Raw genomic sequence first — 12661 nt, forward strand, 5'->3', positions numbered from 1 at the left:
GGGCGCGGGTGAGGGCGGCGGCCGGTGGGGGCGGGGCCGTAGAATCCGGGGATTGTGTCTGAGTCCCTCACCCCCCAGCCCAGCGCCCCGGAAACCACGCCGGAGGCGAACTCCTACGTGCCCCCGAAGTGGCGGACCGAGCCCCGTTTCCCCGACGGGCCCGCCCCCGACCCGGCCGGCTCGCACCACGAGCGGCGGATCCGCAGCTTCCAGCCGCGGCGCAGCCGGGTGACCACCGGGCAGGGCGAAGCCCTGAAGCGGCTCTGGGGGACCTGGGGCCTCGACATCGACGGGCATTCCGTCATCGACCTCGAGAAGCTGTTCGACGGGCTTCCCGTCGTGCTGGAGATCGGCTTCGGCATGGGTGAGGCCACCGCGCAGATGGCCGCCGCCGACCCTGCGACCGGGATCCTCGCCGCCGACGTGCACACGCCCGGCCAGGGGAACCTGCTCGCGCTCGCCGAGCGCGGCGGGATGACCAACGTGCGCGTCGCCAACGGCGACGCGGTCATCCTGCTCCGCGAGATGCTGGCGCCCGAATCCCTCGCCGGGCTCCGCGTGTACTTCCCGGACCCCTGGCCCAAGGCCCGCCACCACAAGCGGCGGCTGATCCAGCCCGAGTTCCTCGACCTGGCCGCCACCCGCCTCGCCCCGGGCGCAGTACTGCACTGCGCGACCGACTGGGAGCCGTACGCCGAGCAGATGCTCGAAGTGCTCACCGGGCACCCGGAGTTCGAGAACACCCAGGCGGACGGCGGCTACGCGCCGCGGCCCGACTTCCGGCCGCTCACCCGCTTCGAGGGACAGGGCCTCGACAAGGGGCACGTCGTGCACGATCTGCTCTTCGCCCGCCGCCGCCAGGTGCCCCCGAACGAGTAGAGAACCACCATCGTCACTCCGCGTGTCAGAGTGGCTCGCTAGAGTCATCACGTGTTCCGAGCGCTCCCTGGTGTCCGTACGTGCGTGCTCGCCGTGCTGTCGCTTTCGGGGCTGGCGATCCTCGAACTCGTGCGGGAGCAGACCGGTACCGCGGGGTTCTTCGTCGGCCTCGGGCTGGCCGTGCTGCCGGTGCCGCTGCTCATGGCTGCCTTCCGGTGGCTCGGCCGGGCGGCGCCCTGCCCCTGGGCGCAGCTGCTGTTCTGCTTCGGCTGGGGTGCCTGCACCGCGGCCCTGATCGCGATACTGGCCAACAACTTCGCGACGGAGTGGATAACGGCGGCGACCGCCGATGCCTCCGCCGCCGACCGGCTCGGCTCGGTGGCGGTCGCCCCGGTCGTCGAGGAGAGCGCCAAGGCGGCGGCCCTGCTGCTGGTGTTCGCGTTCCGAAGACGCCAGTTCACCGGCCCTGCGGACGGGTTCGTGGTGGCCGGGTTCACCGCCACCGGCTTCGCCTGCACCGAGAACGTCCTCTACCTCGGCAACGCCTTCGGGGAGGACCTGGAGAGCGGCGCCGCCCCGCTGGACTCGGTGACGGCCGCGACCTTCTTCGTGCGGATCATGGTCTCGCCGTTCGCGCACCCCCTGTTCACGGTGCTCACCGGGCTCGGGTTCGGCGCGGCCGCGCTCCGTACCGGCCGGCTGCGTCGGATCGGGCTTCCGCTGCTCGGGCTGCTGAGCGCGATGGGCCTGCACGCGCTGTGGAACAGCTCCTCGCGGTTCGGGGAGTACGGGTTCTACGTGGTCTACGGCTGCGTGATGGTCCCGGTGTTCGGGCTGTTGCTGTGGCTGGCCGTGCGGATAAGGCGGCGCCGGCTGCGGGCCGTCGCCGGGGAGCTGGCGGTGTACGCGGCCGCGGGCTGGCTGCGTCCGGCGGAGGTGCCGGCCCTGGTGTCGATGCCGGCCCGGTCGCTGGCCCGCGCGCTGGCCCGGAGCACCGGGGGCCGGGCGGCGGGCCGGGCGGTCGCCCTGTACGAGGCGGACGCGGCCGCGCTGGCCCTGCTGCGGCACCGGGCCCGGCAGGGCGGACCCGCGCGGGAGCCGGATTTCGCCTGCCGGGAGCGGGAGTTGCTGCGCCGGCTGTGGCTGCGCAAGGCGACGGCGGGGCCCGCCCTGGCCCGGGCTGCGGTCCTGGAGGAGCTCCTTCCGCCGCGGCCGGTCCCCGTACCGGTACCGGCCGAGCGGGGCTTCGTACCGCCTGCTAGACGCTCAGACCCTTGGACTCCAGCCACGCCAGGGGGTCCATGGTCGAGCCGCCCTTGCGCACTTCCAGGTGGAGATGGGGTCCGGTGACGTTGCCGGTGGCGCCGACGCGGCCGATGGTCTCGCCCGCGCCGACCGAGCCGGAGGTCACCGACATCGAGGACAGGTGGCAGTACCAGATCTCCGTACCGTCCTCGAGCTCCAGCACGATGCGGTAGCCGTACGCCCCTGACCAGCCGGCCGAGGCGATCTTCCCGCCGGCGACGGCCTTGGCGGGGGTGCCGGTCGGGGCGGCGAAGTCGAGGCCGGTGTGGTAGCCGGAGGACCACATCGAACCGGAGTCGCCGTAGTGCGAAGTGAGGGTGTAGGCGGAGGTGGGAAGGGAGTAGCTGCCGGCGAGCTTGGCGATCCGCTCCTGCTCGGCCTTGGCCTCGGCGGCCTCCTTGGCCTCCTTCTCGGCGGCGGCGCGGGCGTCGTCGGCCTCCTTCTGCGCGGTCTCCCGCTGGGCCTTGGCCTCCGCGGCGGCGGCCTCCTGCGCGGCGCGTTCGGCCTGCGCCCGGGTCTGGGACTCGGCGGCGCTCTCCTGGGACTCGGCCTGCTGGAGGATGCGGCCCACCAGGGTCGCGCCCGCGTCGGCGTGCCCGGCGGCCTGCTGCGCGATGATGCCGGTCTGCTTCGCGGCGGCTGCGGTGCCCGACGCGGCGCCCTCGGCGTCCGCGTGCTGCCCGTCGCCCCCGAGCCCGAAGTCGGGCAACGAGGGCATGGAGATGGCGACTTGGGGCCGGTCCTGCGCGGTGGCGATACCGCTCGCACCGACCGCCGCGATGACGCCGACGCCGAGCACGGTGGAGCTGCGGGCAAGCCCTCCGCGCTGCTTGACGACCCGGTGCTTGCCGCGGGGCGGGCGGGCGGAGTCCTCGGTGGGGTTCCATTCGCCCCAGGCGCCCGCCGTGGGCGCTTCCTGGAGCTCGATGCCTTCGGGGGCAGGCGAGTTGGAGGCCACCGGGCCACACTCCTCATGGGGACACGCACGCGCACGGCGCCGCCTCTTGCGACGGCTGGGACGACCGCGCTGCGTTATCGAACGGTAATAGACGGAGGGGAGTGATTCCAAGCTGTTGCGATTGATCGTTAACGGCAATCAGCCACGCTGCGCGCCGCTTTGGCCACCGCTAATGCCACTTAAGCGGATTAACTCGGGCAAAAATAAACCAAGATCCATATCTCTTCGGCCACGCCCGCACCTTGACGAGGCGTCATAAACCTTGCAGAGCGCACTTTTTCAATTACACACCGTCACGGAGCGACCACGGGTACCGTGCGCCGCCGGTCCGGCCGACCCGCCTCCGGCCGGCCCACTGCGAGGAGCGCCATGTCGTCCGTCGCGCCGCCGCCCGTGTGCCGGCGCACATCGCTGCTGAGCGCGCCGAGCAGTTCGCCGGGCCCCGGGAAGACCCGCCCGTTCAGCCGGGCCGCCGGATCGTAGAAGACCCCCGCCGCGTCCCGGGCCTCGGTCAGCCCGTCCGTGTACAGCAGCAGGGTGGCCCCGGCCGGGAAGGCCCACTCCTCGACCCGGTCCGGCCACGCCTCGGCCAGCTCCCCCATGCCGAGCGGCAGCGCGGGCTCCGCCGGGGCGAGGACCACCAGGCGCCCGTCCGCGTACAGCAGCAGCGGCTCGGGGTGGCCCCGGTTGACCAGGCGCAGCACCTGGGCCCCCGCCGGGATCTCGCCGAGCACGCAGGTCGTGAACCCCTCCACCGCGTCCAGGCTGTCGCGCCGGGTGCCCTCCCGGGCCAGCGCCCGTTCCAGCCGCTGCGCCAGTCCCTCCAGCGTGGGCTCCGTCTCCGCCGCCTCCCGGAAGGCCCCGAGGACCACCGCCACGGCTTCCACCGCGCCCAGCCCCTTGCCCCGTACGTCGCCGACCGCCAGCCGCACTCCGTACGGGGTGTCCTGGACGGCGTACAGGTCCCCGCCGATGAAGGCGTCGGCCTGCGCGGCCTCGTAGCGGGCGCAGACGTGCAGGCCCGCGATGCGTTCGGCGGGCTTCGGCAGTACCGCGCGCTGGGCGGCCTCCGCGATCCCACGCGCCGAGGCGAGCCGCTCGCCGCTGCGCCGGACGACCCGGTTGATCAGGACGGCGAGCCCGGAGACGGTCACCACGGTCACCAGCTCGGTCAGCGACTCGACCTTCCAGGTGGTGGCGTTGAGGATGTGCAGCAGGACCACCGCGAGCGAGGCCAGCACGCCGGTGAGGACCGTGACCAGCAGGGAGGACAGCGGGGCGGCGATCAACGGGGCCGCGGAGAAGAACGGGGACCCCGTGTAGCTGGGCGGGGTGATCACGTCGAAAGCCAGCCCGACCGCGATCAGCGCGGCCGGGAGCACCCGGACCAATCGGCCGGCCGCCCCGTTGCCGGTGCCGCCCGCGTACTCGTCGCCGCCTTGCTGCCCCAGGCCCACCACGCTGCTCTCCTGCCCGGTCCCTCATACGGGTGCGGGCCGCTGCCGCCTCGCCCCTCAAGGCTGGCCGCAGCCGGGGTGCTGCGGCGACCCGGCCCGGGCCGATCGGGTGAGGGCGGGCCGGGAACACGACGAAGGCCCGGCTCCCCAAGGGGAACCGGGCCTTCGTACTGAGTAGCGGGGACAGGATTTGAACCTGCGACCTCTGGGTTATGAGCCCAGCGAGCTACCGAGCTGCTCCACCCCGCGTCGGTAAACACAACTCTACGTCATCGCGGGGAGGACTCACGCCAATTAACCTCCCGGCCACCCCCTGGACCGACATATATGCAGGTCAAAGCCTTGAAGGACGGTGGAAGACGGCTTCCGTCAGCCGGTGATCAGGCGGAGCAGGGCCAGGGATCCGATACCGAACGCGATCGTCAGGTAGAAGTTCCGGGTGCGCCAGGCGAGCAGCAGGGTCGGCACCGCCAGCCAGAGGGCGTAGTTGCCGGGGCCGAGGTCGAGCGTGCCGGCCGGGGCGAACAGGGACGGGGCGAGCAGGGCGGCGATCACCGCGGGCGGCACCTGGCGCAGCCAGACCACGACGGGCCGGGGCAGGGCGGCCGCCGCGAGGAAGAGGGTCGGCACCAGACGGGGGCCGAAGGTCACGGCCGCCATGGCGGCGATGGTCAGGGCGAGGGTGAGGTCGCTCATCGGCCCGGCGCTCCTTCCGTGCTGCGGTCTTCCGCGCTGCGGTGTTCTGCGCTGCGGCTTTCTGCGCTGCGTTCGTCGGTGGCCTCGGCCGCGTCGTCGCTACGGCTGCGGCTGCCGCGGGGTGCGATGGCCAGGCCGAAGGTGGCCGCGACGGCCGCCGCCACCAGGACGGCCCAGTACTGCAGGCCGAGCAGCGTCAGGCCCACCGCCCCGCCGCCCGCCACGACGGCGACGGCGAGCCCGCGCCGGTCGGCGATGATCCCGGCCGCCAGCAGGGCCATGAACATGGCGGGCAGGGCGTAGTCGAGGCCCAGCGCCTCGACGTCGGTGACCAGGTCCCCGGCCAGCACGCCCGCGAGCGTGCCCGCCACCCAGGAGGCGTGGACGGCGGTGTTGAAGGTGAAGACCTCGGCCTTGGGACGCTGCGTGCGTTCCGCGAAGTACAACATCTACGACCATAACGGCACGATCATCCAGCGCGCGGAAGACGTCCCGAAGGGCAAGCCGGCCGCGGGCGCGGACGTCCCGCGCGTCGACGCCCCGAAGGTGGACTCCCCGGCGACGGCCAAGATCCCGGAACGCGAGCTGGCCGGCGTCGCCGGCATCCGCCTGAGCAGCGGCACCTCGCACCCCCTGCACATCCCGGACCACGCCCCGACGGGCCACCCGGACCTGACCCCGGGCGGCACCGCGGGCCACGGCCCCACCAACAACCTGGACAACACCCCCCGAGGCGGCCACCCCGACGGCTCGCCCCCCGGCGGCACCCACCCGGACACCCCGTCCGCGGCAGGCCACCCGGACACCCCGTCCGGCACGGGCCACACCGACGCCACGGGCACGGGAGGCGCGGGCCACGACGCGCCGCCCGCCGCCGACACCCACCTCCCGGACAACCCTGGTGCGGGAGGCATGGATGACGCGGCGCACGCGAGCGACGACGCCGCAGGCGCCGGCGCGCACGATGGCGAGGAGCCGCTGACCGCGGAGCGGCGCAAGGAGCTCCAAGACAAGCACGTCTGGCTCGCGAACAACGACGAGGCCTGGCGTTCGACGCACTACAACACGCTCAACCGCCGTAGGAGCGTCGCTACGCCAGTGGACGGTGTCGAGCTGCCGCAGCTGACCAAGGACGCGAACGGCAAGCTCATTTCCGTCCACGACCTCCCCAACGGTCCGCGCGAGACCCGGCTGGCCCCGGAGCCCTTCAAGCTCGACACGGTCCCTGAAGGCAACCTCCCGGAGCTCAACAAGGCGATGGGCGACCGTCGTGTGTCGGTCAATCTCACGAACGCCGAGGTGAAGCTGAAGGAAGGGGACAGCCAGGCGGCCCGCGACGCCGTAGCGGAGGCGCGAAAGGCCTTCGACAAACGTCTGCCCGGTGTCCCCAACAACAGCAAGATCCCGGAGAATCTCGGCAACAAAGCCGCCGTGCTCCACGTGATCCCGGAAGCCTTCCCGCAGGCCGACATCATCCACCTCCCGAAGACGCCCAACGGGGCGAACATGTTCGACGGGGCGTACAAGCTCCCCGACGACTGGCGCCTGATCGTGGAGGAGAAGGCCCCTCCCAACGGTCCGGAGTGGCGCCAAGGCAAGCCAGACCCCGATCCCCTCGATCCGACCGACCTCAACCACGGCGGTGCCCAGGGCATGCGGGTCCAGCAGGGCACCAGGCAGTACATCCGCACAATCCTTGCCGAGATGAAGTCCCGCGGTGGCAAGGACGCCGAGATCGCGACGGATCTTCGCGCCGCGCTGAAGGCCGGGCGGCTGAAGTATGTTCTGGTCAAGGCCAAGGAAGACCTCAATGGCAACGGCGAATACGCTGGTGCCACGCTTGAGGAATTTCTCTATTAGCCAGAGGAGATCTTGATGGCAACGCGTATCCCGCGCCACGACTTCCGTACGGACAATGCCGCGGAGGCCATGGCGCCGGTCGTCGCGGCCGCCCAAGAAGCTGTCGAGGGGATAGAGACCTCCGAGGACGACCGCTACGACGCGTTGGGCTTCACGCTCTCGGCGGCGAAGTGGCGCTGTCTCCAGGACCCCGGCTCGGGCGAGCTCGAGACGTGGGAGTCCTGGGTCCTGGCCATGCAGGTGGGCTCGGCCCTCTTCACCGCGGGTACGGCGCAGGAAAGCCCGGTCCCGCTGCGCGTCGGGACTCTGGACGAAGTGCGCCGGCTCCCCGCCACCGGCCCGCAGGACTACCTGCACGCCGGAAACTGGCTCACCGCCTTCTACCTCGCGGTGATCTGCCGCGAGAACGACCGGCTGAAGCAACTGGCTCAGGTGCCGGTGGAGTTCCTGCGGGCTTCCGGGGCGGAGTTCGACGAGTACGTCTACGCCTGGATCGAGACGCTCCAGAACTTCTGGTCCGGCCGCCCCGAGACGTGGGACACCCTCGTGACCGCGGTCCAGGGCACCGCCCCCGAGCAGGCCCGGATCGCCGGCTCCGAGCTGATACTGAAGGTCCTCTATCCGCCGCTGGAGCTGTTCCAGCTCTACCTGCGCCGCGAGGAGCAGGCCTTCACCGAGTCGCTCGCGCAAGCCCTGACATGGCACAAGGAGTACTGGACCGCCAACGAGGCCCGCTCCCTGAGCGGCGACGGCCTCGTCGCCCTGGCCCCCCTCGCCATCGCATGCCTGGCGTACGACGCGGACATGACGCTCGGGGTCGAGTCCGACTACCTGCCCAAGCACCTGATCAAGCGTTCCTGGGTGGGCGAGTCCACGACCTGACGGTGAATGTGCGGCCCTGGACAGCACATTCACCGTTACCCAGGCACGCTTTCTGATCTCGAGCCTCGTCGCCCTCGCTCCGCTCGCCATGACCTGCTTCGTCAAGAGGCGGACATCCCAATCGAGTTCGAGTCCGACTACCAGCCCACCGTCTTCGCATCACCCGCAACTGGTGCGGCGAGTTCCCCACGCAGGAGCACAGCCGAACGTGGCTCCCGAAGGCCTGCGAACGGAGCCTCCAGAATCGCGTCTCACATGCCCCGACCACCGAATTCGAAAGCTGATGACAGGAGCACCTCCTACGCACGGCCTCGATTCGACGTCAGCAAGGAGGGTCTTCCGTGACTGTGACCGTTGCCCGCCATCTCGTGGCCGGGCCCGATGAGGCTGAATTCGCCGAGCGGCTGAGCGCGCAGGTAGCACGCCGCATCGACCGCCTCGAGGTGTCGGCGGACAGAATCGACTTCGCCTTCAGTGCTGCTGTCCTCGCCCTCCAGGCGCATTGCGTGGCCGACTCTGAGGCCGATGCGCTCGAGACATGGCAAGCCACGGTCAACGCGATGCAGCTGGGCTCGGCGTTGTTCGCTGTGACCGGCACGAGCGAGGGGACCGTGGAGTGCTTCATCAATGGAAAGATGCGGACGATCAAGGCGATCGGCCCTCAGCCGTACGCCGATGCGGGCAACTGGCTGCTCGCGTTCTGGCTGGCCGTCATCTGCCGTGAGCAGCGGCGCATGACCGATCTGTGTGAAATACCGCTGGAACGGCTGCGTTCGCCAGACGACGAGTACGAGGAGTTCTACTACCACTGGGTGGACGTCCAGCAGACGTACTGGCTCCGGCGGCCGGGCTTGGTGGACAAGCTCATCGCCGCGATCGAGACGTCGAACCCCGAGGTCGCGCACAGCGTTCCGCGCGATCTGCTCCAGGGGCTGCTGTATCCGCCGATCAACCTCTTCTGCAACTTCGTGCGCAAGAACGAGGAAGGCTTCGGCCCCGCCCTGGCGGAGGCGCTGAACCTTCACAAGGGGTACTGGACACTGACCGAGGAGCGCACGGAGAACATCGACGGCGCGGTCGCCCTGGGGCCACTGGCCATGGCATGCCTGGCCTACGACGGGAAGCTGCCGAGCGGCGTGGAATCGCCCTTCATCCCGAAGTACCTCCTCGAGCACGGCTGGCTCGGCGAATTCCCCACGTGACGAGGAAGCTTGATGACAACGCGTCGGACCAACCGCGAGATGCGCACGCTTCCGATCTAGGCCGAGTGCGGCCATCAGCCGGACGCCTGCCGGACGATGACCTACGTGTCTTCAAGGGCGCGGGCGCCGGCGTGTCGAAGACCGGCGACGTGATGGCCGGCCTGAGGGTCACCTCTCGAAACCTCCATCGAACAAGTTCTCGGGGCCGGCGCAGAGGGAAGGTTCAGCGGCTACTATTGCGACCCTACCGATCCCAATACGTTCGAGTCGGTCGATTTCGCTAGCGGTACAATCAATCCGGTATACAAGCTCCATGACGGGAAATGGGAACTGCACACCATGTTCGCCAACCCCGCACCTGGCCGGCACTCCTAGAGAATATCCAATGGACAAGAAGTTCGAGGGATTCCTCAATGCATACCTCGATACCGGGCAGGCATACGACACGAGCGGCTACCTGCGACCTACCCTGATGGCATTCAACGAGTCGTACGTGCAGGTAATCCGTGACGGTTTCAATGAAATTCTCCAGGATCCCGATTTCGGTCCAGCGGAATACGAACGCCTGACCAACATTGAATTCCCGGATAGTGATTCCCTCCGCCAATATCTCAGGGACATGCATTCGTACCTGTTCGAGGATGCTCCCGTCCAGCCCGCGCCGCCGGAATAGAAGAGGCTCTTGACGCTCCAGCGGGTGGGTGAGATCCCGACGTTTCTTGATGCGCGTAGCGCATCAAGGCAGCGATCGACGGCATCAGGGCGGTTGTTGAGGGGAACGGCTGGGAGAACGACGTCCAATGCCGCCAAGCGATAAGGAAGTTCGAGGCCGTGCTGATGCGCGCGCCGAGAGAGTGCGGCTCGTGGTTCTGGGACCTGGACGACGTGGTGGAGCCTGGTCTGGAGTCCGCGCTCAGGACCGCGGGGCGCATGGGTGCGGTGCTCCAGAAGCACGCTTTGCTGGAGCCGGACACGCTTGAGTGGAACTGGTTCCAGGTCGGAAAGCGCGGCCTCGGTATCCATAGCCGCCTGGACCTCGTCAGGCGTTCGCTCGACGATCCGGCACTGCCCGATGGCCTCCGCGCCTGTCGGCCGACCGCCGGCGAACCGACGTACCACGGTCGAGCAGAGGGCCACGGGCTGAAGGCTCCCGAATACGTCGACGGGCGGGGACCGGACCTCACCGATGCGGTATTCGGGTAGATACCCTGGCTGCGATCAAGGCTCTGGTGCGCGATCTGACCAGTATCAGCGGCCCCGAGGCGGCCGCGACGTGACCCCGGTCGGCTCGGACATCTCCGGCCCGCTCCGCGCCGCCGACCACACCTCGCCGGGCCACCCGGACCTGACCCGGGCGGCCGAGCGGGCGACCACACACCCACGAACCACTTGGACAGCACCCCGCACGCAGGCCACGGCGATGGCCCCACCACGGGCGGCGGCCGTGGCACTACCGGTGGCGGGAGCCACCAGCCCGGGCACGCCGGTGACGGCGGCTCCGAGGGCGCCAGTCCGGTGGCTCCGGGGCGGGTCCTGGTGGTTTTTCCGACCGCATCACCGGTGATGCGAAGACCATTTACCCGCTCATTCCGAAGTAGGCAAGAAGGAGAACAGGGCAGTGATCCGCACTCAGTACTACGTTGAAAACCAGTTCGGGGTGCCGGGCTTCTCCGGGCCTGCCGAGCTGAACGTCCTGGGAGAGTGGGTGACGGCCGACATCCAGCTCTCGCCGCTGTCCGTCCTGGAGGCGATCGACCTGGTGACCGAGGCCAAGGCCAACCCTGGCTTCGCGCCGGAGGATCTGGACGGGAACGCGCACACCGTCACCATCAGCCCGCAGGGCGTCAGGGTGGAGAACCACTTCGTGGAGCACGTTCAGGGTGAATACACTCTCGAAGACACATTCCGCGTGCTGGTCGACTTCTGGGACTACTGCTGCCTGGCGAATCCCCAGAAGGCCGACTCGCGCCGCCACGAGTACGCCGACGAGCACGGTCACGACCCGCTGGCCGGAATCCGCGAGTTCCTCAGGGCGTGACCGCCCCCGCTGCGCCGCCCGCGCCGGTCGCGACCGCGGGTGACACATCGGTGACGCAGGAGCCCCTGGGTGGGCGAGTCCACCACGTGACGTGCCAACGGAGGCTCAAGGCTTGACCAAGGCAAGCGGACCGGATCTCCGCGCGTGGATCGAGGAGGGACGCCGGAACATCGTCGACGTGGCTGACATGCTCGGGGTGGCAACCGAGATCTACACCCGTGGCCCGCTGAGTCTCGTCCCCGCCCTCCAGGACTATGTCTCATGTGCCCCGCTGGGTGACTTCGAGCAGTCGGACTGGATCACGCTGCACAGTGATCTGATGTCCTACGTCGCCGATTACCTGATTCAAGAGTCGTCGATTCAAAATGGGTACGTTCAAAGGGGCGAAGACTTCTTCTTCGAGAAACCATAATAGGAGCGATCCGTGACGGTGATTGTGGAGCGGCACGCCATTCCGGCGGTCGACGAGCGGGCCACGGTGCGCCTGGCCGAGGAGTTCGAAACAAGTATCCGGAATCTGGACGCCTCACCCGCGATCGTCGGCATGGCGCTGAACGAGGCACTGCTGCAAGTGCAGGTTCACCAGGCATTGAACCCGACCGGCAACCGGTTCGGTACATGGGACGCCACGGTGTCTGCGATGCAGGTGGGTGTTGCGGCGTTCGATGCGGCCTGCGTCACCGAGGAGGTGGTCGAGGCGCGCATCGCGCATGAGTTGCGCACCATCAGCGCGACGGGTCCACAGTTCTATGCCAACGCCGGCAACTGGTTGACGACTCTCTGGTTCGTGATCATCTGTCGGGATCAACCCCGCATGAACCGTATGTGCCAGGTCTCGTTGGAGCTGCTGCGGGCATCCGGAGCCGAGGGCGACGAGTACATCTACCACTGGGTCGACGCACTTCAGACGTACTGGCGGGAACAGCCGGGCCTGTTGGAGAAGCTGACGGCTGCCATCGAGCAGTCCCACCCGGACATCGCCACGACCGTGCCGCGCGACCTGCTCCAGTGTGTGCTCTACCCGCCGATCAACCTCTTCTACCAGTTCCTGCGCAAGGACCAGGACGGCTTCAATCAGGCGCTTGTGGAGGCCCTGGAGCTCCACAAGGCGTACTGGAGCACCCCGGAGCGTGCGCATGACATCGCGGGGTTCCTTGCCCTCGGCCCGCTGGCCATCGCCTGCCTCGCCCGCGATGCGGGACTGTCGATCGAGGTCGAGTCGGACTACCTGCCGCTCCGCCTCCTGGACCGCTCCTGGGCGGGCGAGTTCGATACGTGAGCGGCGTGCTGAAGCATTTGAGTTCTGGTCGGGGTGGGTGGGTGCGTACGCCCATTTCGCGCCATGACTTCCGTACGGACAACGTCACGGAGGCTATGGCACCGA

Annotated in this window: 14 protein-coding genes and 1 tRNA gene; 10 read left to right on the forward strand and 5 right to left on the reverse strand. The window is 69.2% G+C overall.

All coding sequences use genetic code 11. From position 1 onward, the window contains the following. Positions 1 to 54 precede the first annotated feature (54 nt). Together trmB and ACFYXK_RS13870 are read left to right on the forward strand one after the other, a co-directional pair. Positions 55 to 879: a tRNA (guanosine(46)-N7)-methyltransferase TrmB gene (gene trmB / locus ACFYXK_RS13865; RefSeq protein WP_389411356.1), complete on the forward strand. Its 825-nt coding sequence runs from the start codon at positions 55 to 57 to the stop codon at positions 877 to 879. A 51-nt stretch (positions 880 to 930) separates the two neighbouring features. Beyond that, positions 931 to 2229, forward strand: a complete 1299-nt coding sequence (locus tag ACFYXK_RS13870; RefSeq protein ID WP_389411357.1) for a PrsW family intramembrane metalloprotease — start codon at positions 931 to 933, stop codon at positions 2227 to 2229. Here ACFYXK_RS13870 and ACFYXK_RS13875 read toward each other — a convergent pair. The 5 genes from ACFYXK_RS13875 to ACFYXK_RS13895 form a co-directional block, all read right to left on the reverse strand. Beyond that, entirely contained in the window at positions 2138 to 3142 is a 1005-nt protein-coding gene (locus tag ACFYXK_RS13875) for a M23 family metallopeptidase (RefSeq protein ID WP_389411358.1), read from the reverse strand. The two genes, ACFYXK_RS13870 and ACFYXK_RS13875, sit on opposite strands and share 92 nt — an antisense overlap. Positions 3143 to 3435: 293 nt before the next feature. Beyond that, positions 3436 to 4593 carry a PP2C family protein-serine/threonine phosphatase gene (locus tag ACFYXK_RS13880; RefSeq protein ID WP_389411649.1) on the reverse strand — a complete coding sequence of 386 codons (1158 nt, stop codon included), beginning with the start codon at positions 4591 to 4593 and terminating at the stop codon, positions 3436 to 3438. Positions 4594 to 4774: 181 nt separating this feature from the next. After that, a tRNA-Met gene (locus ACFYXK_RS13885) sits at positions 4775 to 4848 on the reverse strand. 120 nt (positions 4849 to 4968) lie between these two features. Continuing rightward, positions 4969 to 5295 (reverse strand): AzlD domain-containing protein, encoded by a 327-nt coding sequence (locus ACFYXK_RS13890; RefSeq protein ID WP_383507413.1) that lies wholly within the window; start codon positions 5293 to 5295, stop codon positions 4969 to 4971. Continuing rightward, positions 5292 to 5666 (reverse strand): hypothetical protein, encoded by a 375-nt coding sequence (locus tag ACFYXK_RS13895; RefSeq protein WP_389411359.1) that lies wholly within the window; start codon positions 5664 to 5666, stop codon positions 5292 to 5294. The genes ACFYXK_RS13890 and ACFYXK_RS13895 overlap by 4 nt, the downstream gene beginning before the upstream one ends. On the opposite strand from ACFYXK_RS13895, the gene ACFYXK_RS13900 reads away from it, so the two are divergent. The 8 genes from ACFYXK_RS13900 to ACFYXK_RS13935 all read left to right on the forward strand — a co-directional run bounded on the left by ACFYXK_RS13900 (position 5656) and on the right by ACFYXK_RS13935 (position 12556). Then, positions 5656 to 7155 (forward strand): hypothetical protein, encoded by a 1500-nt coding sequence (locus tag ACFYXK_RS13900; protein ID WP_389411360.1) that lies wholly within the window; start codon positions 5656 to 5658, stop codon positions 7153 to 7155. The genes ACFYXK_RS13895 and ACFYXK_RS13900 overlap by 11 nt on opposite strands. A 15-nt stretch (positions 7156 to 7170) precedes the next feature. Continuing rightward, complete coding sequence (locus tag ACFYXK_RS13905) at positions 7171 to 8037, forward strand: immunity 49 family protein (RefSeq protein WP_389411361.1); 867 nt, start codon at positions 7171 to 7173, stop codon at positions 8035 to 8037. Between the two features lie 341 nt (positions 8038 to 8378). Next, positions 8379 to 9239, forward strand: coding sequence for an immunity 49 family protein (locus ACFYXK_RS13910; protein WP_389411362.1), 861 nt, complete (start codon positions 8379 to 8381; stop codon positions 9237 to 9239). A 385-nt stretch (positions 9240 to 9624) separates the two neighbouring features. Beyond that, positions 9625 to 9912, forward strand: a complete 288-nt coding sequence (locus tag ACFYXK_RS13915) for a hypothetical protein (protein ID WP_389411363.1) — start codon at positions 9625 to 9627, stop codon at positions 9910 to 9912. 164 nt (positions 9913 to 10076) lie between these two features. Next, positions 10077 to 10442, forward strand: a complete 366-nt coding sequence (locus ACFYXK_RS13920; RefSeq protein ID WP_389411650.1) for a hypothetical protein — start codon at positions 10077 to 10079, stop codon at positions 10440 to 10442. Positions 10443 to 10857: 415 nt separating this feature from the next. Next, positions 10858 to 11277 carry a hypothetical protein gene (locus ACFYXK_RS13925; RefSeq protein WP_389411364.1) on the forward strand — a complete coding sequence of 140 codons (420 nt, stop codon included), beginning with the start codon at positions 10858 to 10860 and terminating at the stop codon, positions 11275 to 11277. A gap of 112 nt (positions 11278 to 11389) precedes the next feature. Beyond that, complete coding sequence (locus ACFYXK_RS13930; protein ID WP_389411365.1) at positions 11390 to 11689, forward strand: hypothetical protein; 300 nt, start codon at positions 11390 to 11392, stop codon at positions 11687 to 11689. A 12-nt stretch (positions 11690 to 11701) separates the two neighbouring features. After that, positions 11702 to 12556, forward strand: a complete 855-nt coding sequence (locus ACFYXK_RS13935) for an immunity 49 family protein (protein WP_389411366.1) — start codon at positions 11702 to 11704, stop codon at positions 12554 to 12556. Positions 12557 to 12661 lie beyond the last annotated feature (105 nt).

The organism is Streptomyces sp. NPDC002209 (assembly GCF_042890265.1).
Classification (GTDB): Bacteria; Actinomycetota; Actinomycetes; order Streptomycetales; family Streptomycetaceae; genus Streptomyces.

Excerpts from the sequence above, each read along its gene's own strand:
- ACFYXK_RS13890 (WP_383507413.1), bottom strand. The coding sequence starts at position 5,295 with ATGAGCGACCTCACCCTCGCCCTGACCATCGCCGCCATGGCGGCCGTG.
- ACFYXK_RS13905 (WP_389411361.1), top strand. The coding sequence starts at position 7,171 with ATGGCAACGCGTATCCCGCGCCACGACTTCCGTACGGACAATGCCGCG.
- ACFYXK_RS13915 (WP_389411363.1), top strand. The coding sequence starts at position 9,625 with ATGGACAAGAAGTTCGAGGGATTCCTCAATGCATACCTCGATACCGGG.
- ACFYXK_RS13920 (WP_389411650.1), top strand. The coding sequence starts at position 10,077 with ATGCGCGCGCCGAGAGAGTGCGGCTCGTGGTTCTGGGACCTGGACGAC.